Consider the following 25,323-nt stretch of genomic DNA (forward strand, 5'->3'; position numbering starts at 1 on the left):
CTTGGGGCGGGATGGTAGAGGAACACAATGTGGTGCGCATCCCCCGTCGGATGGGAACCGATCTGAAAGTTTCTTATGTCAGATTTTGGCCTTTCGCATCGTAGCGCCGCACTAGGCGCAGGCTGGCGAGGGCGGCATACCGGCCAATGCCATCAGACGCCCATAAACGCGTTTGCGCAACCGATCGTCACGTTCGGCTTGTTCGCTGTCATGACGTACCACGTGCTCGATGATGGCGCCACGCTGTTGCATGATGGCGTGCGTGGCGGTCTTCTGATCCAGGTATTCCTGCAGGTCGGCCCCCATGGTCTCGATCAAGAGACGTCCAGGCACAGGCCGTGCGCCCGCCCGCGCGGACACCTCCAGCTCGAAGTCCGCCCGGCAATGTGCGGTCGCGCCATCGGGCAAGGTGACCTCGCTATCGAACAACGGTTTTTTGAGCGTCACCGTGACGCCCTTTCTTTTGACCCACCCCATCACTTCCAGGAGCAATGCAAGGGTGTGCCGCTCATAGCTGCTGTCCAACGGCACCGGGCGGCCTTTATCAAAGGCATGCTGCGCAAAGGCTTCCCGCACCCGCGCCACGCCGTTGTCGTCCCGATCGATCACAGCCAGGACCCAATACGGGGGATTCGCAAAGTTTTGGTCGCGCCCGCCAATACGGATGGGGTTCGCCGGCGTCACCACCGCCGGCTTCAGGCTCGTGAATTTGGTCGCGTCGGTCGCCGTCACCTCGTCGGCCACAAACAGCAGATATCCCATGCGTTTCTTGCCGGTGGGCCATTGCAGTTTTTCGACTTCGGTCATGATCTGACTGGCCTTGACCCACGGCCGGGTGTCCATCAGATCCCACAGGTTCAGGGCGTCGGTCACTTCTTCCTCGATGGCGAAGCGTTCCAACCGGTCCCAGTGCCGCAGCGCGGAATTGCGAGCATCTAGATCGTCGGTCGTGATGGAGCTGAATCCCGCCTGCTCCAGCAACGTGTAGAGGATGCGTCCAAGCTTGGGCAAGCGCCGACCCTTGCCCGGCTTATTGCCTGCAGCCGCTCGGCTGCCGGGGCGCTTGCCGCCCGTTTGGTGCTCCTTGTCCAGGTAGTCGAGCGTGTCAAGGATGGGCCGCAACGGTCGGTGTTTGCCGCCCTCCTCCGTTTCGCCATCATCGTCGGAAGGATCGGTGCGAAAGGAGCGGAGCACACAGTGGTGCGCATCGCGCCCCGCGATGCGCACAAAGTGCCGAGGCCCATCTCCGCGAATGCGCGCTGTCATCCGTGGCCGCTGCTCGGTGGCTTCCCCGTCCCGACAGTCACACTCCAGCCAATAGCGAGGCTCTTTGCCGTTATGCATCTCGGCAAGGATGGCCTCAACCACCTGCGTATCCTGCCCCTCTGTCTTCATGCCGGCACCGCAGTAACGGCGTACCGACTCCGCCTCTGCCGTCGTGAGTTGGCGAAGAATGCTGGTGGTGCCATTCCGAATCAATCGCATCGATCCACATCCTCTCTTATTAGTTCAGCACGCGCCCTTCCCGGCCAATGATGCCGATATCAACGTACTGGGAGCCCTCAAACTGGGCGGGACCGTATTTCAGATCGAAGTCGCCCAGGTCAAACGGCCCGCGCGTCTGTAGCGCGGTGCGCACCGCCTCGCCCGTCACCGGACCAGAGATCTTGCGCAGCGCTTCCACGAAGAGCCTAGCCGACGCGTAGCCCTCCAGCGCAGTTGTCGATTTGGACAAATCGGGGCGGCCGGCCGCTGTCATGTCTGCAATGAAGGCCCGGGCGAGCTTCGTGTTGCGCTTGGTCAGAGCCGGCATGACCTCCGCAATGCAGACACCGCGCGCCAGGTCCACGCTCGACGCGCGCACCAGCTCGTCGGCCGAGGGCGTGGAATCGGTCGCCACCACCGCGTTACCGCCGCGCTCCCGATAGGCCCGCAGGAAGCCGCCGATGTTCACGCTGTCGGAAAACATCAGCACCGCGTCGATGTCGGCCTTCAGTACGGTTTCCGCGAGCTTGTTGAGTGTTACGGCGTCCATCATCTTGGTTTCCAGCGGAACCGTCAGCATCGGCTTGATCGCCAGCGTCTGCAAGGTGGCCATGCTTTTGTGCAGGCCGTCCTCGCCAAAGGCGTCCCCCTGATACAGCACGGCGATGCGTTTGCCACCAAGCGACACGCTCTGCCGGGCCATCCGATCTGCTTCAGCCTTCAGGCCTGCACGGATGTAGAACACCCAGCGGTTGTCTGGCATCTGCCGTACCTGGGTCGATGACACGATGGCACCGATAACCGGGGTCCGGCCCGCATCAAGGACTCCCCTCTTGATGAGCGTTGCCGTGCGGGACGAGCCGTAGTAGTTCAGCAAGGCAGCGGGGTGGTGCTGTTTCACCACATCCGCCGTGCGCTGTGCCGCGGTATCCAGGTTACTGGTGCCGTTGATCGTTACGACCTTGATGCTGTGGCCGTTGACGCCACCGGCTTCGTTGACTCTGCGCAGGTACAGCTCCGCCGCCTCCGCGGTGGCACGTGTCGACGGCTCCACCGACCCCTCCAGCGGCAGCACCTGTGCCACGGTCACGACATCGGCCGCTGCGTGACCGGCGAGGAATGCCGCAGCCAATGCCCCCAGCATGGTAATACGTTGGATCTTCATTATTGTTATTACCTAAAAAAGCCGGCTCGCGCCGGCAAAGTGGGACCGCATTTCGCCGTGTCTCCATCGGCGTCATGAGTTGGCTACCAGGACGAGACCGGCAGCTTCGCTTCGATGGCCTTGAGCGTGGCAAGCATTTCTTTCTGCGTTGCCAGAAGCTGGGCCAACAAACGTGTATTGGTGTCCAAAGCAGATCCATTGGATCTTTGCTCATCGACTTCGCCGCTTCGCAAGCGATTCGGTACGCCAATGATTGCCACGTCGGGCTCATCCCTATCGTTGTGGGCCGGCATCTGCGCGTGCGCAGCGCCAGCGATCACAACATAGGTCGTGGATATTGGGACAGTCTGGGTCAAGGGTTCAATCCTCCGAATGTTCAATTGGCAGCGGGTTTCCTCCACCTGCTGTCGTCAGGCTCCGCTGGCGGTCTCGTGCCGCCGCTTGAGCGCAATAACCAAAATTGCAACGAGGCACAGCACCGTCGCCATGACCACCCAGGCGCGCCAATCCACGATGGCATGCAGCGACGCACACACCATTTGGCTGGTTTCATCGGGATAGCGGGCAATGAGGGGAGCCAGGCTCATCAGGAACGCATAGGCCACCAGGACCAAACCGAACGCGGTTTGTTGGGTTTTCCATTCGCAGAACAGGTCTTCATCACTCAACGCCGGGCCAGTCTGCGCATTGCGGCGCACCGGCGTGTAGCATGGTTTCTCATATGTCTTCTCTTGCGGCTGAACTTCCATGACCTCCCCCCCTACACGTTGACTGCCGGCTACCAGTGCACGTGCTGGTACCAGACATTGTCCTGATACAGGTCGATGGCACGCGGGCTCTGGGCCTTCTGCCAGAGGACCTGGTCATACACGTTGACCGCCGTGCCATCGTCCTTGCCGCCGATCTGGTAGCGGCCGGCAAGCTTGCCGACGCAGGCGCGCTGGCCAGTCGTTGCGCCAAACTGCGGTGCGCCCGTCTGGCTGTATCCGAAGACACTGCTTGTCGAGGGCTGTCCCTGCACGATGTATTGATCCGGCTCGGCCGGCTGCAATGACGCGGGACATGGGTCGAACGGGTCATTGACCGGCACCGCACGGTTGCCTGTGGCTTCCGCTTCCTCACAACGCGGGAATGGACGGCCATGCGCCAGGTCGTTGTACAGACGGTTGATCGGGTCAACGCATTCAGCAACGCCCTTCGGGCCTCCGTTGGATGCAGGGTTGGCCAGGCATAGCAGAACCTTGCAGCCGTACTCACTCGCACTTGCGTGGCCCGACGCAACCAGCGTGGCCAACACGCCGATTCGGGCCAGGGATTGGATGGACAATTTCATGGGTTTAATGAGATAGAAGTCGTACAAAAATCCAGGTGGTCAACATGCTGGCCACGGCCGCACTGCACAGGCCGATCACGATGCGGTCGAAGTGCCGGCGGACGCCGCCTGAAACCGGTTCTGCTGCGGGTTTTGGTGTGGGCACGGCTACAACCTCACGCACCGCATCGAGCAATTGGGCCCGCGCCTGTTCCGAGGCCTTCACCGCCACGGCACCGACCAGCATCTCTCGTGTGGCGCTGGCGTCTTTGACGGCGGCAGCCATTTGGGCGATGCGTTCGGCCAGGACCGTGTCGGCGCGCGTGATCTGCTTCTCGAACTTGAGCGTCACGAGGTCGCCGGCACGCTCGATGGCGTCCCGGGCCTGCGGCACCACCTGGGCGAGTGCCGTGACTTCCTCGCGCAGCTTGTGCACGTCGCCCAATAGCTCTGCCAGAAGCGCCTCTTGTGCAGTGGTCTCGGCCATCGTGTCAGCGCATCAGCGCCGCGAAGACGCCATCGAGTTGCGCATTCACACCGACGGCCAGGCGGCGCATGCTGACCTTGCGCGCCAACTCCTTCTTTTGCTCAGGCACCTGCACTTCGCAGATCATGGCCTTGTAGTCAGTCGTGTCGGCCAGCAAGTCACCGATCGTGAGCGCGCTGTTGGCCAGCTTGCCGAACAGCTCGTTCTCGTAGATGGCAGCGTCTTCGCGCAGCACGAAGCCGCCGTGCGTGTCATGGAAAGCAAAGAGCGATGCGAACTTGGGCACGATCGCGTCTCGTGGATCGACCATGTTCAAGACAACACGGATACGATCGCGATCAATGCCGATCTCATCGGACAGCGCCTTGATCGTCGCCAACGTATCGCGCTCCTGTTTCGCATCCGGCACGGTTGGCACGACAAACAAGTCGAAGTCCTCGTGCGAACCGCTGTAGCTCTTCATGCGGCTGACCAGCTCTTCGACGTTCGATGCGCCGATATCGACCACCGCGTCATCCAGGAACATCAGCTTCTCCTGCAGTGCCCCGAATTCGTTGCCGCGCATGGTCGGCCCCTCGTTGTCGTCGGCATTGATCGACTCGACCGAAATCACCGCGGTATCACCCAAACGAGGTGCCAACAGATGCCGCGCCACAGTGCTCTTGCCAACGTTTCCTGAGAAATTGATCACTGCGATTTTCATAAAGGGGTTCTCCTTGGATTCAAAGGTGGCGCGCTTCAACGATCCATCTCGATGCCGGGCTCTGCCGCCGCCCGCTCGGGTGCCCTGGATGGCTGATGTGCGGGCTGCGCGTGCGTCCGCGACTTGGACTTCTCAACGTCTGGCCGCTGAGCTGAGCGGCGCTGGGCCATGGCCTTCTCGGAGACCTTGGGCGCCGGCAGATCGACCTTGCGATCCTTGTAGGCGGCGGCGCTGGCAATGACCTGATCGAATTCCCTGCGGCACTTGTCCTGTGTGGCGGCCGGCCAGTTCGCGATTTGGCGCTCAAGCACCATGCGGGCAGCGGCAATGCCAATGCTTTCCCTGTGCTTCGTGCTCGTGTTGTCGGCTGCCGCCGGCGCGACGGCTGGTGCCGGTTCGGGCGTTTTCTCAGTGCGCTCACCGGGCTTGCTGTCATCCGCATCCAGGCTGTTTTCCTTCTCGGCGCTGCGCTCGCCAGCACTGATGCGCATCTCCTGCCTGGCCGCTTCCAACATCGCGCGGTCCTGCGCCTTGGGGCGGAAGCCATTGGTCTTCACGCCTGCCAACTCCGCCGCGAGCCACCCCTGGCGCCGGAATTCCTCGCTGCCCCGCAGCGTCAACGTGCCCCAGTTCTTTGCCTTGGCCACCTCGACCATGTGCGCAATCACGCTGCGGTCATTGCTCTCGGTAGACAGCGATCGCCCCTTGTCTTCAAAGTGAACTTGCTCGGTCTTGCGATCGACGAACTTGCCCTCGTGCGCCACATAGAGCACCGCCACCTTCTGCGGGATCTCGTAGCCGGTCTTCTTAAAGATCGGCTTGGTTCCCGCCTTGCTCACCAACTCGCCGCCGGCGTCTTCCTTGTCCTTCTGCGCCGGCCCCGCCTGCTCTTTTCCTTTCGTGGCAGCTCGCGCCTGCTGGGCCACCTCGCGCAACATCGCTTCGGCACGGGCGCGGTCGGTCTTGCGCACGGCCTTGACTGCCGCAAGATCCAGGTCCGTCAGCTTCTCGGCGACCGGCTTCTCGGGTTCGTTGGCCGGCTTCTTGGCATCGGCCTCATTAGCGGCTTCTCCGACGGCCAACTTGTCGATCTTCTGGGCGACGGGCGTCGCCGGCGTTTCCTGCAGCTCACGGTGATTGCCGCGCTCGGCCGACTGGTAGCGCAGCTCCAGCGCCACGTCGGTCGCGGGATCGATGAAGTCCGGTAGCGGCGCATCGGTGCCCGAGTCGCGCCACACGTCGGCCGCGACGTACCAGTCACGCTCGGCAAGGTCGCGCAGGCCTTCCACGATGGGATCGAGCGCAGTACGCTGATTGCGCCAGTCCACGGCTGTTAATTGCGCGCGTAGCTCGTCCGCGCGCTCCTTGAGCACTTCCGGGCTGTCGAAATCAATCGTATTCATGCGGCTTTCGCTCCTACAGTGTTCAGGATCGCCATCGCCTCAGCGAAGTACGGCATCGCGCCGCACAGGGCTGCGGTGATCTCGTCCTGGTTGGTAAAGTCCGACGCGTCCAGGAAGAGCAGCTCGTCCGCCTGCACCAACCGGCTGTCGTCTGCGTGGTCTGCATCGAATTGGGGTACGTCTCCGAGCACGAGGGTCATGAGCTCATCGAACTCAGGCATCACCTGACGCATCGCCTGCAGGATCGCGTCCGCGTTGGCAATGTCGTCGGCCGCTAGCAGGGCCAGCTCGTCGGCCTCGACCGGCCGGCTGTCGTCCTGTGGTGTATCGAAGGCCGAGACCGGAGCATTCCAGTACGCCTGGAAGTCCACCTGGGGCAGATCGATACTGCCCTCGCCATTGGTCAGGAACGCCTCCTTCAGTTGCTGCTCGCTGGGCATCTCGTCTCCCAGGGCCGCAATCGACGGGCTGACCTCTTTCAAGCGGTCAATAAAGACCTTGTGCTTGTAGAAGAACGCCTTCTCGGCCTGGATCGGCTTGCAGTTCTCCAAGGTCACGATGAGCTTGTCCTGCCCCATCTCCTTGAGTTCCTGCGGCAGCATCAAGGCGCGCTTCTGGCCCGATTCGCTCTCGCCCGTGCTGTTTGAGCGCGCACCACGGTTGCGGCTCTTGGAGCGCGCGATGGCGGTGAAGGTCCCCAGCATCTCGGAGTATTCGTTGGCATCCTTCTGCTCGCGCGGCGGATACAGCAGGTGCATGCCGTGGTTGGTGATCAGCGTTCTGGCACCCTGCTCCCCATAGCACTCCGTAGCCTGCGCCACCGACTGGATAACGGTAGCAAGGCGCAGGTTGTAGCCGGCCATGTAGCCGTTGGCCTGGGCAATGATCTCGATCTTGCCGGGGGCCGTGGCCTCGTCATTGAGGAGCAGGCACTGGTATTTGAGTTCCGGGTTGTCGGCGGGCTGCTCGCGCAGGTTCACATTGACCAGCTGCGAATAGAACAGGTTGACCAGCAACTGCGCGGAGGCCTCGGCGAGCTTGCCCGGCGCGATCCCCACATAGATCGTCATGCGGCGCTTGCGCACATCGCCCAGGTCAAAGTCGGACTTGCTGGTCGCCGCTTCCACCACCGGATCGGTAAAGATCTGCAGTGGCGCGTTGAAGGTGGACAACACGTTACCCAGCGTCGTCTCCGGCTGGTTCAGGAAACGATTGAGCGCATCGACACAGCGCCAGGAGAGCGGCGGCAGATCGGTATCGGTGCGGGTTCTGGCTTCCAGAATGCCCTTGAGGTACTCCTTGGTCGACTTTCCCTTGCCTGAGCTCTGGCGCAGGATCTCGCCCAATGTCACGGGCATGCCCGGCGTCTCGCGCAGGTACAGCGTGAGCCCGAGAAACAGGCTGCGGGCGTTGTCGTTGAAGAAGCGCGCGCGCGGCTCGACCTTGGCCGGATACAGCGCGTCGCCGATCGACATAATGTCGCCAATTTGCAAGTGCTCTGGGCGCTGCCACACCGCATCGAAGATGTTCCAGCAGTGCGTGTGGCCGGTCTCGGAGAACGGCGCCCACAGGTAAACGTCATGACCATGACGCTGCCGGTACAGCGAGGTGTACTTGAAGTTCTCCAGCTTGACGTCCAGGTTCACCACCGAATCCGGATAGTTCAGCAGGTTCGGGACCACAAAGCCCACGCCCTTGCCGGACCGGGTGGATGCAGCCAACAGCACCCCTTGCTGACCGTGATAGATCAGGAATTCGTCCAGCTCGGGCAGGTAACCGACGATGACGCCGGGGTAGGCGGTCGTGCTCATCGGCGATGCCCCACCAGACCAGACTTGCGGATCTCGGCAAGCGTCGCAAAGCGCGCACTGCCATGCAGTTCCCGGTCTTTGCGCAAACGGGCCAATGCTACGGCGCCGAACACGAAAGGCACCGCCGTGATGGCGGCCGCCACCAGGCTGCAGACGCCCAAGGCCTGCTTGACCGGCTTCACGTCCGCATAGACCTGCCAGTAGCGGTACAGCGTGGTTACGCCTACCGCCGAATCCGGCAGCTTCTGCAGCTTGGCGAACAAGGTTGCGCCGGCAAGTTGGCCACCGACGGCAAAGCCCCCAATGAAGACGACACCGGCAGCAATCGCCACGGCGATCTGCGGCCCCTTCATGCCAGCCCCCGCTGCAGCTTCCACTTGCCCACCGGATCGAAGTAAAGCTGCGTCATGCGCTTGGTCTTCTTGTCCATGAAGGCGACCACATCGATCGTGCGTTTGACTTCAGCCAGCAGGTAATTCCAGTCCAGGGTCAGCCCGACCGGGCTTTGCTTGATGAGCGTGGCGATGCGCGCCAACGCAGAAATGCAGTCGTTGGCGTGCACGGTGGTCATGCCGCCCTCGTGGCCGGTATTGAGTAGTGTCAGGTAGTCCCAGGCCTCGTCCCCGCGCAGCTCGGATAGGTACACGCGGTCGAACTTCATGCGCAAGGTGGACTTGACCACTTCACGCGCCGGCAGCGCGTCGCTGAAGAACAGGTGGACACGATTCGGGTGGTACGGCAGCGACAACTCGTGTGTGTCTTCGATGGTGCCAATGCAGGTCTCGCGCGGAACCAGATCGGCCAAGGCCTTCGTGAGCGTGGTCTTGCCCGAGCCCGTGCCGCCTACCAGGACGATGTTCAGCCCGTGGTGTACGGCCAATTCAAAGAAGCGCCGGATGTCGCGCTGCTCCTTGGCGACCATCATGTCCAGCTCAAACGGTTCCAGTTCGACCCCGTCCGGCACGGTCTTGTAAGGTGAAACGTCCCGGTATCCCTCAAACACACCGAAGCCAATGAGGTCATCAAGCGTGAAACGATCGGCACTGGCAATGCGGACGGTGAGCGATACGGTGTTGGGCTCACACGCGGGCGGGATCACCACTTGGCCCCGCTCGCCATCTGGGAGCACCACCGACTTGATCGGGTCTTGCTCGGTCAACGGCCCCTTGCCCTTGTTGAAATTGACCAGCGTGTTGGCCAAGCGCCGCATCATGTCCAGCGAACACTCCGGTGCGACATAGCGTTGCCAGCGGTTTCGGCTCTCGGTCCAGATCTCGCCCGGTCGATTCACCTTGATTTCGGTGATGCCGGGAGTAGCCAGGAAGCGCGCAATGCCCAACTGTTTGAGCAGACTGCGCACCGTGGTGGACTTGTCGTGATCGAGTACGGCGCTCACTGCGCACCTCCCTGAGTCGAATGCAGGGCCGCCACCAGCTCGTACTGCTTGCTGAAGTCGATGTCGCGTGCGACAAAGATATTGATGAGTGCGCCCTGGTTGGCGTAGCCCGTGGGTGGGATGTTGATGGTGTTGCGCAGCGTCTCGGCCGCCAGGCTTTGTGTTGCCTGGGTGGTGTTGGACAAGTTCACCGTGGTTGAGCCACCGGAGCTGGTCGACTGGTTCGCCACGGCCTGTCCGAAGTCGCTCACCAGCGCCACCATGGCCGCCCCGCCAAAGCGCTGCCAGAAGTGGTTGTCGACGTAGGCCTCCATGCCGCTGGCGCCCAAGGCATCGGTGACCGGCGAATCGAGCGGCACAGTCACGGGACCATCGTCGATGCGGGTCATCAAGGCAAAGATGCGCGCCTGCCCTTGCAGGAGCGCGGACCGTTGTTCGCCCGTCACCTCAGCGCCCTTGCGCAACAGCACCGTGCTGCCGTCGGCGCTGTAGACGTCACGCACCAGCGAACAGGAGGTCATGCTCGGGTACGTCGTGACGGTCTTGGTGCCCATCACACACGGGATCAGGGTGCCGCGCTTGAGCAAGTAACGCAGGTCCGGAAGGAAACCGGCACGCACCACCCCAGCACGAGACGTCGCCGACGGCGCCAGCTGCTCATCGAGAGCGTTCTTGCTGCTGCCGCCCAGCGATGGCTGGGATTGGACCGCCAGGGCACCGCCCTCGCCCGCTGACGGCGATGCTTGGCCCTTGCGTTGGCTCAACACCGTCACATTGCCGGCCAGGCGGCGTTCTGCCGGGGTCTCGATGTGCTGCTGCGACCCATTGCCTGGAGCGCCGCTGGAGTATCCAGAAGTCCCAGACGCCGAACCGCCAGCACCCGTCGCGCCTGCGCCGTTCGCCGCCTGAGCACCGGCCGGTTTGGCCAGCCCACCCGGACCCGTCGCACCATCGGCCGCGCCCTTGGCCTGCGCTTCCTCGTCCTGAATTCGCTTCTTCTGCGCTTCCAGGTCGACGTTCTCCTGGCCGGCTCGGGCCGTCTCCTTCGGCTTGTTGCGCTCGGCCTGCTTCTCCGCGAGCTTCATGTCGGTCAGCCGCTTGACGAACAGCGCCGCGCCACCGATGGCCATTGCCAGCATGAGCACCACAACCACCAGGATGCCGAGCTTCTTGCTGTTGGTCTGCTTCTTGCCCCGACGCACCGAGGGAATGCCGCGCTCTTCGGGCGGCGCGGGATGGATTACGTTGGGCTCAGTCATGTGCGAATCCGAATGAAGAGGTAGACAGTCCGCTTTGCAGGGGCATCCGTTCCAGGCGGATTTCGCCCTCGGCCGGCGTGTTGAAGTGCTGGCGCAGCATCGTGGCGATGGCCGCACGGTAGTGGTTTCGGAAACCGAAGCGATAGCCCATGAGCGCCATGACGGGCAGTTGAACCAGCATGAACAGAGCACCGTATTGCACGAGCGTGCGCACCCAGCGCGTCACCGCCGCCGGATCGGCGTCGTGCAGATTCCGGATGACAGCGGTGTGCAGATCCGGCGCCAGCCAGGCCAGGGCGATCGCACTCCATACGATGCCAAGCCCCAGGCCGACCAGCAGCCGGCTGGCCGTGATCATCGTCACTCGCCCAAGGTTGAGGAGTTGGGCCATGGCATTGCCGCCGTCGTGCAAGGCCAGACATTGGATCGATGCATATTCGGCATCGCTGATGGTGCCGATCCGGACATCGTTGATCCAAACGCCCCAGCCGACGGGCGCATTCGCGCAAGCCCGCCGCGCGAGCCTGGCGTCCAGTGCGTTGAAGTAGAAGCTCACCATGCGCACCAGCCACAACAGCACCAGCACGCACACGGCAGTTCGAAGCGAGACGCCAAAGAGGTATCCGAAGCCCACTGATGCCACAGTTGCCGGCACGATGAGCACGGCCCAGCGCTTGAGTACGTTTCTCGTCCAGGTCATTAATGTTCCTTTGTGAGGCGCACCGTGCCGGGCACCGTCGTGCCGGCGGCGTTGTAGTGGCCCTCAGGGGAATAGCCGTCGTTGCGGATGCCCAGCACCGAGTTGCCCAGCCGCGCCAGGAATTCGCGTGCGATTTCGTGCACGACGATCGTGTCGGCTTCCATGTGGTAAGGCGGCAGCGCCTCGGACCCGTCTGCCCGCTTCACATAGATCCGTGGCAAATCGCGCGCGGTGGCGTACCGGAAATACGTGAAGGTGCCGTCATCCCAAGCCGCAGTTGGTGCAAGCTCGGTGTGGCCGCGCATTTGGTACGCCGAGTTGTGTGGCTTCGCGGTGCTCACGCCAACTTGCGTGATGGCCATCGCCTGCGCACGTTTCTTGGCATCCTCCGCAGACGTGCGGGCCCGCGTGTCCGGATAGTCGAACTTGAGTACCCACGTCGCCGGCACACCGCGTGTGGCCGTCACCAGGTCGAAGGTGTATGAACGTCGGTTGGTCACCACCATCAGGTTGGTGTCCGGGCGATGGGCTGCGCGCTTGAGCAAGATCCAGTTCTTGTTGGCCGAGACATTCCACGCCTTGCCATCACCCATGCCTGCGCCGTCGTCCTCGATGGTCTCTCCCGGTTCGAGCTGGAGCATGATGGCTTTACCTGGCGTGGTCGCCACCTCGTAGACCTCGTTGGGGTCATAGACCGCGCACTGGATGTGGCTCTCGAACCCGCATGCGCCCGGAATCACGCGCGCGGCTGCCGGCATCGCCGCCAACGCGAGGACAGCGGCAGGAATCCAATGTTTCATGGCTGGCCCCCTTGCGGCGTGCCCGTGTCCTCACCACTGCGCGACCAGTCGCGCGTCACGGTGTAGCTGGTGGCTTTCCAGCCGGTCGGGTTGATGTCCTGCAGTTCCTTCTTCTCGGGGATGTTGTCGTGTCGGTACGTGATGGTGGCCACCCAGTACGTGGTTTCCGGCTTGATCGCCGCGTTGAGCGGCACGTACTTGCGCGAGAACATGACCTGGGCGGTTGTTCCCACAAAGCTGATCGCACCCACCTTGGGGATCACACGCGCTTCGTTCTTGAGCATCTTGAGCGGCGAGTGGTCTCCACGAATGAAGTTGTCGTACAGCTCGCCCTCCTTCTCCGCGCTCATCGCCATCACGGCATCGTGCATGTCCTGGATCGTTTCCCAGTCGTAGCCTTCGCGCCGCTCGACGTACTTGCGCAAGTCCGCCCGGTCTTCCTTCTCGGTGAAGGTGACCTTGCCGTCGGCTGTGGTGGGCAATACGTCAACCTTGCCAGTTGCGTTGTCGACACGCAGTACCGGCGGTGGATTCGGCCGCTTGACCACCACCACCGCTGCCGCGCCGGCTACTGCAACGATCGCAATGGCACCCATCCACTTGACCGCAAGCAGCGCGACATCGGCCACCCGCTCGCGGGATTCCACACGCGACTTGGCCAGTTGCCGGGCCTGTTCCAGATACCACTTGCCAATCTCCAGGTCGTCGACCCGCGGCATCGCAATCGCCCCGGCCGAAGCACTGCCTTGGAGCTTGTTTTTGAGTTGCTTGAACATGTCCGTTTCCTACTTCGGCGGTGTTCGGTTAATCGGCTGCCATGCGCCGGATGGCTGGGGCGCATCGGGGGCGCTCGCGCAGGCGGCCAGAAGCGCCGCCAGCGAAATGGCGATGATTTTTCTCATGGAAGCGTCAGTCAAAGAGTTGGAGTGTGGGTCCTGCCCTTGCACACGGCCATGCCGAGCATGGCAATCAACAGGACCCGGAAGATCACGAGGAAGTCGTCCGTCCACATGCTCACGCTCCCGTTGCCGGCCGGGCACCCGACGTGCCTTCCATCGAGCCGCCGGCGCCGCCTTTGCCACCCGAGCCCTTCATGGCCTCGCGAATGGCTTTGACCGCCCGTGCTGCCTGGCCCATCTTGCCGACCATGCTGGAGATGCCGACACCACCGGCAAGCTGCGACGCAAGCCCCGGCAGATTGAGCGAGATCACAATGAAGGACACTCCCATCAGCGCGATCTTGATGAGCGAACCGAGCGTAGCTTGCGAGGGCGCAATCGATTGGGCGAACCGAAGCTCAATCAGGCCTGCAGCCGACATCAGAGCAACGAGGAATACGTAGCTCAGGCACTGCCCGATCCAGGCTTCGCAGAAGCGTCGCGTGGCAGGAAACAATGCTGCCGAGATGAACATGGGTCCGAGCGCCAGCAGCAGACCCAGCGCGAAGCGCGCGAGAATAATGTAGGCCGCTGCAATGCCCATGAACGGCGCCCCGAAGAACAGCATGACGATGATGTACGCAATCGCGTTGATCGTCTCTTCTATGCCGTCCGCTGCCTTGAAGATCTGCCACATCGCCTGTGCATACGACGACGCCACGGTGTCCAGCGCTGAACCTGTCGATGTGTTCGTGCTCAACGCCCTTGTAATGTCGTCGCCCAGTCCGTTGAAGAACGGCACGACGTACTGGCTGTAATAGCCAATGTTCATTCCCAACGTGAGCACCACCGCCCAGCCCGCCATGCGCTGGATGAAATCCGGCACCGGCTCGTGGCTGTGGCCACGCCAGTACGACACCATCACCAGCATCACGTAGATGGCGAACCCGGTTGTCATCAGGGGCGTAATCAGCGTGATGATGTTGGCCGAGCCGGAGTTGATGACACTCAACAGACTGTTGTCGAAGTCATTGAACATGTCGGTGAAGACCGTTATCTGCAGGTTTCCACTGTCTGCCATGGGTCTCTCCTGTTGGGTCTCACATCCGCTGCAGATCGGTCGGCCCGACAAGCGTCATGGCGAAGTACCCGGACTTCGTCACAAACGGCTTCTCCTTGCCGCCGTCTGACCATCCGGCCGGCACGTGAATAAAAACCAACGCCTTTGTCTGCAGGCCGCTGACCTCCACATCCACCGGGTGGTGAATGAGCCGTTCGAGGTCCGCACGGGTAACGGGGCGCACTGGCTCCAAGGGCCGGGCGCTGTCGATGAGCATCGACGTTCTGGGCCGATGCCACTCGCCGTGGCTGTACTCGAACAACTGGTATTCCGAGCCCTCCTTGGTGACTTTGAGCAGCGGGATGACGCGGTCACTCTTCTTGGACAGGTAGCCATAGACTCCGACCAGCGCATCGGGGCTGGGCGGGTTGGCTGGGCGGGGCGATCGGTCGCACCCTGCGAGGACGCAGAGGCTCGCCAACAACAGGAGTACGAGGCGCCTCATTGCGTCTCTCCAAGAAACCGGCGTTTAAACTCGCTCTCGTGCTTCCCCTCGCCGTTCCCCGCCCGGCTGCACCCGGTCAACGCTGTACACACCACCAGCAACACCACCACCGCACGCTTCATCATTGGTCGGTCCTCAGGAAGTTGTTCTTGAACTCACGGTGGCGCTGTTCTTGCGCCAGGCGCAGTTCTGTTTCCTGCAGACGAGACATCAGGTTCAGGCGCGTCTGCTCGTTCTGCACCATGGTGTATTCAGCGGCCCAGCGGTTCTGCAGGTCGGCCTTGGCGGCCGGGTCTTGCGTCAGGTTGGATTGCTGCATCAGTGCCTGGATGTTGTTCAGGCGTCCCAGCGTCGCGTTGTAGGCCTGCATGGCCATCGCCTTGTTCGCGGCGATCACGTCGTAGTAGCGCTGCTGCCCCGGTGTCGCCGCACCGGTCATCCCTTCCGCCTTTGCAATCTGCAGTGCTGCACTGGAGATGCCTTGCAGGCTGCCGCCGCGAACCTGGTCATAGATGGATTGCCATTGATCTGGCAGGTAGCTGCGCAGCGCCGGGTCGTTCAGCATCGTCCCGTAGCCACGATTGCCCGTCACGGCGTCGTACTGGCTTTTCAACTGGTCGATCTGCGCCTTGAGGTTCTGCACCATCAGCATCGCCTGACCCAGGTTCGACACATCGAGCACAGGGATGCCCGTTGCACTGGCGTTGGACAAGTACATGGCACTGGCCAGTGCGACTAATGCATGTCTAATTACTGGTCTGAGTGGCAACTTGCGTTGCTGCTTTCCCATACTGCGTTCTCCGGTTTGTATTGCGGGCGATATGCCCTCCCCCCGGAAGCCGCTTGCTCTTGTTGGCTGTGCGCGCAGACAGCGCGCGCGTGCTCAGGCAAGCTGGCGATGCATGGATTCGTTTGCGCTCGGTCGCGATGCCCGGCGCGCTTGCATGGCGGTGGCCAGCTTCGGCCCCCAGATCGACGCGTCATTGCCGCACTCGGCCATCAGCTTCTTGCGGGTGTTGGCCTCAAACACCCGGTCCTGCAGGATCGGCAGCCACACGTCGGGGTCATCGCCCACTTCCGCAATCACCTCATCGAGCAGCTTGTTGTTCTCCTTGTTGCCCGAGAGCACCACCATCTCGTCCTGGAACCCGTACAGATCCAGCGTCGCAAAGGCTGACTGGTTGCTCTGCTTGATGAGGCACGTGCGCGAGTTCTTGGAGAGTCGCTTGAACTCCGCGAACTCCTTGGGCGTCATGTTGGTGCGCTGATAGCTGCTGTATTCCGCTTCCGGGTCGGGCAAGAAGATCTTGGTGGCTGTCTGGCTGCGAATCTGCGGCCAGATCTCGCTCGCCATCCCCTGCTCCGGCTGCTGCGACACCAGCACCAGGAATTCACCCTCTTTGCGGCCCGCGCTGAGTACCTTGGCCATCTCTTCGCGCGTGCGCTTGAACTTGATCGGCGCCCAGTACTCCTCGATGATCGACATCATCAGACCGCCGTCCAGTTGCATCAGGGCCTTGAGGTGGAACAGGTACGCAAACAGGGGCTCCGACGGTGCGTAGTCGTCGACCAGGAATTCCGTCACGTCGAAGCACACGTGGCGTTGATCAGTGACATCGACCAGCGATCTGGGCGGGTTGTCGAACATCCAGGCCAGCGGCCCGTCTTCGGCATGGCACCACTGACCCAGGCGCACATACAGGCTGTCACCACCCAGGTTCGGGATGGATTCGAGCAGGCGGCTGAAGGTGCGCTGAGACAGTTCCTCCAAGGCCATCACGGTGTCGACAGCGCCCTTGATCTGCGTCTTCTCTTCGGCAGTGAGCTTGCCATCGGCGTCACGGCCGCAGATGTTGACCAGGTCGTACAGGAACTGGCGGTTGTATTGCGTGTCGGGCAGCTCGAACGGCGCCAGGCCGGTTGCCACACCGCGCTGCAGAGAGATGTAGGTACCGCGCAGCATCTTGAAGAAGATCTTCATGCCGCCACCGTAGTCCAGGCCGAACAGCATCGGATCAAAGCGCATGAAAAACGAGGCAATGGCGAGCTGTAAGGCTGTCTTGCCGGCACCGGTGGCGCCGTGGATGACGGTGTGGCCGGCGATCTTCTCGCCGACGTTGATTTCGTCCTCGCGCGTGGCGTGGTAGTTGAAGCTGTAGAGCTTCTTCGAGACCGTCTGCAGCGGCATCACGGCCGTGCCGTCCCCAATCGGGTTACCCTTGGATTTGCCGGCCGAATAGTCATGCAGTGAGAAGGTCGACCCCAGGTTGCGCGAACTCTTGAGCATCGGGCGCGGCAGGATCTTGGCGCCGGGCACTTGACTAAAGTAGGTGTACGGCGCGGAGGCAGTCGCCCGCACCCAACCGACACCACACTCGCCCTTGGAGCGCACCTTCACCAGCTCACCGCGGTCGATCGCTTCCTTGGCGGTGTCACCGTAGACCACCAGGGCGCCGTGGTACTGGCCGAAGGCCAGTTCCCCGGCGCGAACCAGACCTTGCGCGTGTTGAAGCTCGGCAATCTGGTGGTGGGCCTTGTCGCCTACCGACTCCAGCTTGTTGATCTGGCTGTCGATGGCCTTCTCGGCGGCAGCGGCGGTCAGGCACCCGAAGGACTGCGTGATGGTGAACTCGGCGTCCAGCGTCAGCAGCGGGTTCAGCTGACCCCAACCGCTCTTGGGGAAGTCCTTCAGGTCATAGCAGGTCGCATACTTCTCTGCCGCGTCCGTTCGGATGACGAGCAGGTCATAGCCAAAGTGCAGCCAGGAATCCGGGATGTCCTCGTAACCCGGCGCCGCGGTGACGGGCACGGCCAGGTCTGTACCATTGACCAGTTCGCCAACGAAGCGATACGGCTCGGAGAACGGGAGGCCATTGCGCTGATACGTCTCCAAATACTCGGGGTCGTAGTCGCGCAGCGACTTGACGGCTTCGTCGCCCAGTTGCTCGATAGCCTTGAGGCCATCATCGAAGTCGTCATACTTGAGCAGCAGCGATAGGTAGAACGAATTCTCGAAGTAGTTGCCGTTGTGGAAGCGCTGCAGGTACTTGCCCGTGAAGTCCTGCAGGAAGCGGGTCTGAAACTCATATTGCTGCTTGAACGTGACTTTGCGGCGCTTGAACGTCGCCCACATGGAGAGGCGGTTGCCGTAGTCGCGGCCGATGCCCGCGTAGAACGCGCTCAGGTTGTCGAACAGGCTTGTCAGCAGCGCGTCGCTGGCCGACTCGAACGGAATGCCGGTCAGGCGCATGGCCAGCATCATCCGGCCGTCTTCGTAGTGGGTGACGCGCGGAGCCATGGGCATCTCGATGCGCGGCAGCCACGCCTCGATCGGCGGCACCTTGCCAAAGTCACTGGTCAATCGTGCTTGCATGGTGAAGTCCTCTTATTGGGCGCGCTCAGCGGGCGACTTGCGGAACGGCCGGCGATAGACACTGAGGTGTTGGCCGTAGCGGATCGGGGCCAGGGTCAAGGTGCGGCCGAACATGCGCCAGGAGCGGCGGCGCAAGACACACAGCACTTCCAGCCACAGGATGCGTAGTGCCTGGTCGTCGGTCTCGCACGTCTTGCGCAGGAACAGCAGGATCGGGACCGCCAGGCCGCCAAAGAGCAGCCCGCCCGGGCCCATGAAGGCACCGGCGAGCAATGCCAGGAAGACAAACGTTCCGGCCACGATCAGCAATGGGATCAATGGGACGCCCCAATACATCGCGACGCGCCCGAGGCCCGCATAGGCCGAGTACTTCGGCTTCTCCGTCATGGCTTAACTGACGAAAAGGTTCCACGCCCACGGCACGATCACGACGGTCGCGCCCACCGCCGCGACCTTGCCGATGGCCATGCCGAAGTCGGCCCACCGGGCTTTGTCGCTCCAGACCTCCAGGCCGACCCACAAGAGATAGAGGGAAGCGCACGCGCCGACAAATGCGTAGAACCACAGCTTGAAGGTGTTGACAGCCTGCGTGCCGGAGTCCAGGCCGCCGGCAAACGCAGGCGTGCTCAACAGCAGGCCAAGTAGAGCAAGTGAAATGCATTTGAGTTGACGGGGGGATTTCAACTGTCGTCTCCTAAAGAGGGCTGCCGACAAGTCAGCAGGATGGGTTGGGAAAAATCACTGCGAGCGGAAATCGCCAAAGGCGTCCCACTTCGCGCGCGCTTTGGCGCGTTCGTCTGATGCTGTTGCGGTGGGTGTTTTGGGTGCAGCGACAGTGGTCTGTCGAGCAGAGCGTGCCGGCATGGGGTTGCTCGCAGCGCGCGTGGCTGGCCGGTCCAACACGACGGGGATGGCCGGGACTACATCGACAGGAGGGGTGGCTGCGGGCGCATTGGCGGCAACGCGTTGCACGTAGCTCGTGCCCCCGCGCTCCACCTGGAAACCTCGATTGAAATTGCCGCTGTAGTAGCAACTGACGGCGGCGTTCAGCGCCCGGTCGGGGCCGAGTTGCGCATGCGCGCGCTGATAGCATTCCTGGAGGATGCGAGCGCCGGCCTGCAGGTTGGAGCAGGCGTCAAAGACAGTCTCGTAGCTGAGGCCAAAGCGCGGCAGGTGGGCCTTGTTGACCTGGCCCAATCCCATGCTGAAGTTCAGACCCTGGGCGGCCAGCGCCTTTGCGGTGCTGACCGCCTCCGCGCGTGTCCTCGGTTGGCGGGCCAGATGGCCGCCAACGACACCAATGGCGTAGGGGTTGAAATCCGATTCCGTGCGGACGACGGCCTGCAGCGTCGTCGGATGGACGCCGGGCGCGCATTGCTGCGCGAGCGTAGTGAAGTCAACCATGTGACCTCACTTACGCGCGTGCGCATTCAGAAGGCGAACAAACGCTATAATGGGCGCAGCCATTTGAGCCTCTCACGGGTTTTACGATGGTCAGGCTGGCATTAGTGCTCGTAACACCGATGCCAGCCGCTTTTACGATTGGACCGCTCGGTCCTCTCCTTCTGCCTTCAGTCTCCAGACCTTGCCCTCGATCGCGATGGTCAAGTTCTGGCAGTTCTCGCAATACTCACCCACGAACAGCAGCACATCCTCCAGGTACCGCCAAGTCTTGGTCTTGCCCCGATTGGTCTGCACCTGGTACTGCTTTGTTGTTCTCTTGTCGGCATCGAGCACGCTGACGGCGACGATCCACTTCCCCTCTTCTTTCTGAAGGTTCAGGAAGTAGTTGTTCGAGCCGGTAAGCGCCACAGCCGCCAGTTCCCTAAATGTGAAGTACATATCCCCTCTGCCAGTTGCACAGGCGTATTTTCCATGGCCTGAACCGCAGAATGGGACTTTTGTCGCTGCATTGAGCAAATCATACACCGTTTTCTGCTCTGTGAAATCAAAATATTCATTTTGATTTCAGATTGAATGTATTGGTAACAGGAAGGCCCATGATCTCGCGATCGCTGCAACCCGATCTCGGCTGGGTCCCAAGAGGGAAAGTAGACCGGCGCTCCAATGAGCTGCTCCTTCGACTCCCTAGGGTCCGTCGCAGCGTATCTTGCGATCCGCTGACAACGAGCGTCGAGCATATCGGCCGCCCCTGACGTCCGCTATAGCACTTTTGTCCCGAGACTCAACGGCGAGGCAAACCACTTGGACGCAAACACCGCTACCCCCGCCCGATTGGAGCAACCGATCTTGTCCATGATTCGGCTCAGGTGGTGTTTCACAGTGCTTTCAGACGCACCGACCAGTGCGGAGATCTCCGCGTTGCTCTTGCCCTTCCCAATCCATTCCGCAATTTCGCGCTCCTTCTCCGTAAGGCTGGAAACGGCTTGGGAGCCACCAAGCCCCTGCTTATCTGAATGCGCGATAGCGCGGACAAGCGCAGCGTGAAGGACCGGGGTGAGATAGCGCAGGGTGGCGTCAAGCCCTTGAGGGTAGATATCGGGTAGTCGATGAAAGCTGAAATAGGTGCCGACGGAGTTCTTCTCGTCGAACATTGCATCGGCCACGGCATTGCGCAGATCATGTTTGGCGAATTTGGCGAGCCAAGTGGCATCGATATCAGGCCATGGCGCTCGGGTCTCGAAGTAGACCGGGCGGTGCGTTGTCAGCCACCGCCGCATCAAGGGTGTGTCTATACCGCCCGCAGAATTCTCAATGGCACGGAGATGCTCGATTGGGTAGTCGACCAGGACCACGTGATCCATGGAGACGCCGGCAGAAGTGATTCGTCCGTGTCCACATGCCAAACACGCGTGCCTTAACACGAGGCCGACATCATTGCGCGTCCATGCTTTGAAGTCGGCAATCGAATGAACATCTTCTGCAGCAATAATGCAGCGTTCAATGGCGTTGGTTATCATGACTTACACACTGGTGGTTCACACAGAGCCGCCTGCCTACGCCAACAATTGCGAAGTCGCACTACGGCGACTAGCCCTCGCTTGGCGCGGATAGGCGTGTAATTCCCCCAGTTCGAGCTATTCTGCAATCGCGGCCGACAGTTGATGGCCGTGATTGTGCTGCCCGTTTCGCGCTTCATGAGCGGCAGACGCTTGCGGAGAAATTCCGCCTTCCCCGTATCTGTTCTTTGCGAACTGCGCCGCTTTCCCGCGACTTGTTAGTCTCGGTCGCGAACGCTCTACTTCGCGACGATCTCCACACCCGGTCGCACACGCATGCCCGGCGCCAACCTTGTCCATGGAAGCTCACCGGGATCGGCCAACGCCACACCAGGCGCTTTTGCCACCAGCACCGCTTGGGCGATCGGTTCAAAATCGGCCCGGAAGTGCACGGACGACTTGTTCACTAGGATCTTCATCAGCTCGGGCTGGATGCCCACCATGCGGTACTGATTCCGGTCCATCATCTGTGCGCGTGCTGAAGCCACCGCAACATGAACGTCGCCTATCCGTAAGCAGGCCGACAAGCCCAACTGCAGCTCCAAGCCGCTCATCATCGGGCCATGAAGAACACACTCGCCGTTGGACAAACTCACAACCGTGAATGTCCCTTCAAATGGGGCTCCGGAGTCCGATCCAATCGCGAGCTGGACCTCAGCCCCGAGCCCCGCGACGTGGGCTGCCTGCGCAGCATCAGGATCGTAGATAAGACCAATCGCAGCGCGCTTGGCGTCGTGCCTTACAAGCGCGGCTAACATGCCGGTGGTGTTCGAATCGCCTCCGGCACCGGGGTTGTCTTGCGTATCAGCAATTACAACCGGCTTCTGCGCCGCCTCGGCAATTCCCATGGCGGCAAGCACGGCTTCGTCCGGCGTCAGGAACGTTGTTCCCCACAAGGGCTCGTTGTCCACAATGTCCCGATAGAGCGCGTCGACAGCGCGATCAAGCTCCGCCTGGTCTGATCCGTAGCCAAAGATGGTGGGGCCACACTCGGGAAAGTCCGCAGCGGGAAAACCTGGCGCGAACGAGAGTGACAGAATGCCGCCCGTCTCCAGTTGAGCTAAGCGCATGTACACACTGTGCGCTGGTTCACCGCTCGTACACATCCCGTTGATGGGAATCAGAAACGGCAGGCGCCGACACGCTTTGGCGACGGGCGACCTGGCTGCCGCAAGATCTTTGAGAAGTTGTGCCGCTCGCAAGCCCGTGGTAGCCATGTCCACGTGCGGATAGGTGCGATATGCGACCAGTCCGTCCGCGCAGGCTTGCATTTGCGAGGTCACGTTGGCATGCAAGTCGAGCGACGCAACGATCACTACCTCGTCACGCGTTGCTGCTCGCAGCCTTGCGAGCAATTCCCCTTCCCCGTCGTCACAGTGCTCGGTCACCATCGCGCCATGCAGATCGAGATAGATTGCATCGATATCATGTTGCTTGGCAGCAGCGACGATCTCCCCGGCAATCTTCTCGAATGCGTCCCTTGTGACAGGCCCTGACGGATTCGCTGCTGCCCACAGCACTGGCACGAGCTCGTGGCCAGCTGCGTCCATGGCCGCGAAGAAACCAGCGACCGGCACGTTTGCACTTCGCAGCGACAGAACGTCGCCGCCCCGCTTCATCGCCGGCCACCCATCGCCGTTGGCGAACATGTCATAGGTCGCGCGGGACCGTGCGAAGGTATTGGTCTCGTGATGGAAACCGGCGATCAGGATCTTCATGGCGTCACCGCTTGCGGGATTCCGGCTTCACGGCGAATCGCCAAAAGCACGGCCCCTACGACCAACAGCGCTGCAATGACAAGGAGGCCGGCTTGCAGGGAACCGGTCACGCCCTTGGTCCAGCCGATGATGGTTGGACTGAAAAAACCTCCAAACAGGCCGATTGAGTTGATGAAGGCAATGCCGCCCGCAGCGGCAGTCCCTTTGAAATGTTCCTGGGGGATCGCCCAGAAGACGGTGTATGACGCAAAAACAGCCGCCGTCGCGAGGGTGATGCTGGCCAACGCGACAAGGAAAGATGTCGAATAGGCCGCAACGGTCAGAAAACCCGCCCCGAGAACCGCGGGAGCCGCGCTGTGCCACCTGCGCTCACCACCCCGATCAGAACTCCGGCTGATGGTGTACATGGCAACGATTGCCGCGAGATACGGCACTGCCGAGTAGATACCGATCTTGAACAAGTCGGTGAGCCCAGCGGACTTCAGGATCGTTGGCAGCCAGAAGCTGACGGCATACAGGCCACAGATGAGGCAGAAATAGGCCGCCGCCAGGACATACACCCGCGGATCGGTGAGCGCTTTGGTGAACGACATGGACCGGCCGGTGGCGGGTCCTTCAACTTGGCTAGCAATGACGGCCTTTTGCGCAGCGGTCAACCAAGGTGCGCCGGCCGGCTTATCAACCAGGTAGAAATACGCCGCAACCCCGAGCAGCACGGAGGGCACGCCTTCGATCAAGAACATCCATTGCCAACCGGCAAGCCCGCTGGCGCCTGCCAGATGCTTCATGATCCAGGTCGATACCGGAGCACCGATCGCTCCGCCGACGGGGGCGGCGCCAAGCACGATGGCCATGGCCCGCGCCATTCTGGCCCCCGGATACCACAGGGCAAGGTAGTAGATCATGCCCGGCGCAAAGCCAGCCTCGAAGACACCAAGCATGAAGCGCAGCGCGTAGAACGCTTCCACGTTGGTGACGACCAGCATGGCCGCTGACGTAAGACCCCACAACACCAGGATACGGCTGAGCGTCCGACGGGCGCCAATCTTGGCGAGCAACAGGTTGCTCGGCACCTCGAAGAGCACGTACCCCAAGAAGAAGATCCCTGCGCCAAGCCCATAAGCGGCATCGCTCAACGCGAGGTCACTTTGCATCTGCAGCTTGGCGAAGCCGATGTTGATGCGGTCCAGGTATGCAAACAGATAGCAAACAGCCAAGAATGGCAGGACTCGCCAGCTCACGAGGCGGTACACAGCTGCCTCCTGCTCTCGGATGCCCAACACATGCGCCGTTGCGTTTGCTACCATCGACCGCCCTGCGATTATGCAAAATGTGACGACAATCTACACGAAACACATAATGAAGGTGTCCGCTATTTTGTGGACGGGGTGGCCTAGAAATACGGACACCTTGATTTCACTCCATCGGGGGATGAAGCCACCTGCGGGGACGGATAACAATAAAAAAGGGGGGCTTGTTCATTATTCGAAGGAGACTGCATGTACGACATCACCCGCGCCAAGATGCGCGTTTTCCAGGCATTGCTCGAACACCAATCGGTGCGCAAAGCCGCGGAGCAACTGGCTCTAAGCCGAACGCTGGTCAGTCGGTATCTGACAGAGCTTGAAGAGATGATTGGCGAGCGTTTGTTTGATCGTGCCGCCACGGGCTTGATGCCGACCGACGCTGTGCCGTACCTGCTCGAATACGCGCGCAGTATCGAGGCTTCCCACGAGAAGCTGCTCGACGGTGTCAATCAGCTCAAGCGCTTGCATACCGGTAACCTTCTGATCTCGTTGAGCGAAGGTTTGATCGACACGCTAATCGAGGACGTGCTGGCTGACTTCGCGAAGGAATACCCCGGCGTAGAGATCGTGCTGAATATGCGGGCGACCGCAGAGATAATCGACGATGTGTTATCAAATGAGGCGCATATCGGTTTGGCGTATAACCCACCCTTGACCGATGGTATCGAGTTCTGCGCCAGTGCTGTCCACAACATCGTGGCGGCCGTGCATCCCGATCATCCGCTAGCACAAAGTGACGGCCCCATTTCGCTTGAAGCAGCCCTCGCATATCCCGTTGGAATTATGCCGCAGACATATGGCTTAGGTCTGTTGATTCGCACCATTGCCAAAGCGGAAAACCTTCGCCTCGCACCGAATTTCAACGCCAACACGCTTATGGCTCTACGCGCCTATGCAAGGCATGCAGGCGGCCTGGCGTTTGTTACCGACTTTTCGATTCGAAAGGAAGTGGCAGCAGGCCAACTGGTTGGCATTCGCCTCGACCATCCGCTCACAGAGAA

At 61.5% G+C, this 25,323-nt stretch carries 27 protein-coding genes; 1 reads left to right on the forward strand and 26 read right to left on the reverse strand.

Annotated features, from left to right (window positions below; translation table 11 throughout):
- Window positions 1-111: 111 nt before the first annotated feature.
- The 26 genes from R2N16_RS23035 to R2N16_RS23160 form a co-directional block, all read right to left on the reverse strand.
- Window positions 112-1,485, reverse strand: coding sequence for a hypothetical protein (locus R2N16_RS23035; RefSeq protein ID WP_316668962.1), 1,374 nt, complete (start codon window positions 1,483-1,485; stop codon window positions 112-114).
- 19 nt (window positions 1,486-1,504) lie between these two features.
- Entirely contained in the window at window positions 1,505-2,629 is a 1,125-nt protein-coding gene (locus R2N16_RS23040) for an ABC transporter substrate-binding protein (protein WP_316668964.1), read from the reverse strand.
- Window positions 2,630-2,733: 104 nt separating this feature from the next.
- On the reverse strand, window positions 2,734-3,006 hold the full coding sequence (locus R2N16_RS23045) for a hypothetical protein (protein WP_316668966.1): 273 nt from the start codon (window positions 3,004-3,006) through the stop codon (window positions 2,734-2,736).
- 54 nt (window positions 3,007-3,060) lie between these two features.
- A complete protein-coding gene (locus R2N16_RS23050) occupies window positions 3,061-3,399 on the reverse strand; it encodes a hypothetical protein (protein WP_316668968.1) in 339 nt (112 codons plus the stop codon).
- A gap of 29 nt (window positions 3,400-3,428) precedes the next feature.
- On the reverse strand, window positions 3,429-3,983 hold the full coding sequence (locus R2N16_RS23055) for a hypothetical protein (RefSeq protein WP_316668970.1): 555 nt from the start codon (window positions 3,981-3,983) through the stop codon (window positions 3,429-3,431).
- 4 nt (window positions 3,984-3,987) lie between these two features.
- A complete protein-coding gene (locus tag R2N16_RS23060) occupies window positions 3,988-4,449 on the reverse strand; it encodes a hypothetical protein (RefSeq protein ID WP_316668972.1) in 462 nt (153 codons plus the stop codon).
- Window positions 4,450-4,453: 4 nt separating this feature from the next.
- Window positions 4,454-5,152: a StbB family protein gene (gene stbB / locus R2N16_RS23065; protein ID WP_316668974.1), complete on the reverse strand. Its 699-nt coding sequence runs from the start codon at window positions 5,150-5,152 to the stop codon at window positions 4,454-4,456.
- 35 nt (window positions 5,153-5,187) lie between these two features.
- Window positions 5,188-6,525 (reverse strand): LPD7 domain-containing protein, encoded by a 1,338-nt coding sequence (locus tag R2N16_RS23070; RefSeq protein ID WP_316668976.1) that lies wholly within the window; start codon window positions 6,523-6,525, stop codon window positions 5,188-5,190.
- 26 nt (window positions 6,526-6,551) lie between these two features.
- Window positions 6,552-8,366, reverse strand: a complete 1,815-nt coding sequence (locus R2N16_RS23075) for a type IV secretory system conjugative DNA transfer family protein (protein ID WP_316668978.1) — start codon at window positions 8,364-8,366, stop codon at window positions 6,552-6,554.
- The gene (locus R2N16_RS23080) at window positions 8,363-8,719 is read right to left on the reverse strand and encodes a hypothetical protein (protein WP_316668979.1); all 357 of its coding nucleotides are present in this window, start codon (window positions 8,717-8,719) and stop codon (window positions 8,363-8,365) included. Before R2N16_RS23080 ends, R2N16_RS23075 begins: the two co-directional genes overlap by 4 nt.
- On the reverse strand, window positions 8,716-9,762 hold the full coding sequence (gene virB11, locus R2N16_RS23085; protein WP_316668981.1) for a P-type DNA transfer ATPase VirB11: 1,047 nt from the start codon (window positions 9,760-9,762) through the stop codon (window positions 8,716-8,718). The genes R2N16_RS23080 and virB11 overlap by 4 nt, the downstream gene beginning before the upstream one ends.
- Window positions 9,759-11,021 (reverse strand): TrbI/VirB10 family protein, encoded by a 1,263-nt coding sequence (locus R2N16_RS23090; protein ID WP_316668983.1) that lies wholly within the window; start codon window positions 11,019-11,021, stop codon window positions 9,759-9,761. The genes virB11 and R2N16_RS23090 overlap by 4 nt, the downstream gene beginning before the upstream one ends.
- Window positions 11,014-11,721 carry a hypothetical protein gene (locus R2N16_RS23095; RefSeq protein ID WP_316668985.1) on the reverse strand — a complete coding sequence of 236 codons (708 nt, stop codon included), beginning with the start codon at window positions 11,719-11,721 and terminating at the stop codon, window positions 11,014-11,016. The genes R2N16_RS23090 and R2N16_RS23095 overlap by 8 nt, the downstream gene beginning before the upstream one ends.
- Window positions 11,721-12,521, reverse strand: coding sequence for a TrbG/VirB9 family P-type conjugative transfer protein (locus R2N16_RS23100; RefSeq protein WP_316668987.1), 801 nt, complete (start codon window positions 12,519-12,521; stop codon window positions 11,721-11,723). Before R2N16_RS23100 ends, R2N16_RS23095 begins: the two co-directional genes overlap by 1 nt.
- Window positions 12,518-13,297, reverse strand: a complete 780-nt coding sequence (locus R2N16_RS23105; RefSeq protein WP_316668989.1) for a VirB8 family type IV secretion system protein — start codon at window positions 13,295-13,297, stop codon at window positions 12,518-12,520. Before R2N16_RS23105 ends, R2N16_RS23100 begins: the two co-directional genes overlap by 4 nt.
- A gap of 238 nt (window positions 13,298-13,535) precedes the next feature.
- Window positions 13,536-14,480, reverse strand: coding sequence for a TrbL/VirB6 family protein (locus tag R2N16_RS23110; RefSeq protein WP_316668991.1), 945 nt, complete (start codon window positions 14,478-14,480; stop codon window positions 13,536-13,538).
- 19 nt (window positions 14,481-14,499) lie between these two features.
- Window positions 14,500-14,964 carry a hypothetical protein gene (locus R2N16_RS23115; protein ID WP_316668992.1) on the reverse strand — a complete coding sequence of 155 codons (465 nt, stop codon included), beginning with the start codon at window positions 14,962-14,964 and terminating at the stop codon, window positions 14,500-14,502.
- 121 nt (window positions 14,965-15,085) lie between these two features.
- A complete protein-coding gene (virB5, locus tag R2N16_RS23120; protein ID WP_316668993.1) occupies window positions 15,086-15,754 on the reverse strand; it encodes a P-type DNA transfer protein VirB5 in 669 nt (222 codons plus the stop codon).
- A gap of 93 nt (window positions 15,755-15,847) precedes the next feature.
- Window positions 15,848-18,337, reverse strand: a complete 2,490-nt coding sequence (locus tag R2N16_RS23125; RefSeq protein WP_316668994.1) for a VirB4 family type IV secretion/conjugal transfer ATPase — start codon at window positions 18,335-18,337, stop codon at window positions 15,848-15,850.
- A gap of 12 nt (window positions 18,338-18,349) precedes the next feature.
- On the reverse strand, window positions 18,350-18,724 hold the full coding sequence (locus R2N16_RS23130; protein ID WP_316668995.1) for a VirB3 family type IV secretion system protein: 375 nt from the start codon (window positions 18,722-18,724) through the stop codon (window positions 18,350-18,352).
- 3 nt (window positions 18,725-18,727) lie between these two features.
- Window positions 18,728-19,021 (reverse strand): TrbC/VirB2 family protein, encoded by a 294-nt coding sequence (locus tag R2N16_RS23135; protein ID WP_316668996.1) that lies wholly within the window; start codon window positions 19,019-19,021, stop codon window positions 18,728-18,730.
- A 54-nt stretch (window positions 19,022-19,075) separates the two neighbouring features.
- A complete protein-coding gene (locus R2N16_RS23140) occupies window positions 19,076-19,741 on the reverse strand; it encodes a lytic transglycosylase domain-containing protein (RefSeq protein ID WP_316668998.1) in 666 nt (221 codons plus the stop codon).
- A 132-nt stretch (window positions 19,742-19,873) separates the two neighbouring features.
- A complete protein-coding gene (locus R2N16_RS23145; RefSeq protein WP_316669000.1) occupies window positions 19,874-20,266 on the reverse strand; it encodes a hypothetical protein in 393 nt (130 codons plus the stop codon).
- A gap of 233 nt (window positions 20,267-20,499) precedes the next feature.
- On the reverse strand, window positions 20,500-21,258 hold the full coding sequence (locus tag R2N16_RS23150; RefSeq protein WP_316669002.1) for a helix-turn-helix transcriptional regulator: 759 nt from the start codon (window positions 21,256-21,258) through the stop codon (window positions 20,500-20,502).
- A 278-nt stretch (window positions 21,259-21,536) separates the two neighbouring features.
- Window positions 21,537-23,015, reverse strand: coding sequence for a M81 family metallopeptidase (locus R2N16_RS23155; RefSeq protein WP_316669004.1), 1,479 nt, complete (start codon window positions 23,013-23,015; stop codon window positions 21,537-21,539).
- Window positions 23,012-24,322, reverse strand: a complete 1,311-nt coding sequence (locus tag R2N16_RS23160) for an MFS transporter (RefSeq protein ID WP_316669006.1) — start codon at window positions 24,320-24,322, stop codon at window positions 23,012-23,014. Before R2N16_RS23160 ends, R2N16_RS23155 begins: the two co-directional genes overlap by 4 nt.
- Window positions 24,323-24,514: 192 nt before the next feature.
- Here R2N16_RS23160 and R2N16_RS23165 point away from each other — a divergent pair.
- Window positions 24,515-25,323: LysR family transcriptional regulator (locus R2N16_RS23165; RefSeq protein ID WP_316669009.1), on the forward strand; the 809-nt coding region annotated here is incomplete at its 3' end.

The organism is Ralstonia psammae (assembly GCF_958405935.1).
Classification (GTDB): Bacteria; Pseudomonadota; Gammaproteobacteria; order Burkholderiales; family Burkholderiaceae; genus Ralstonia; species Ralstonia psammae.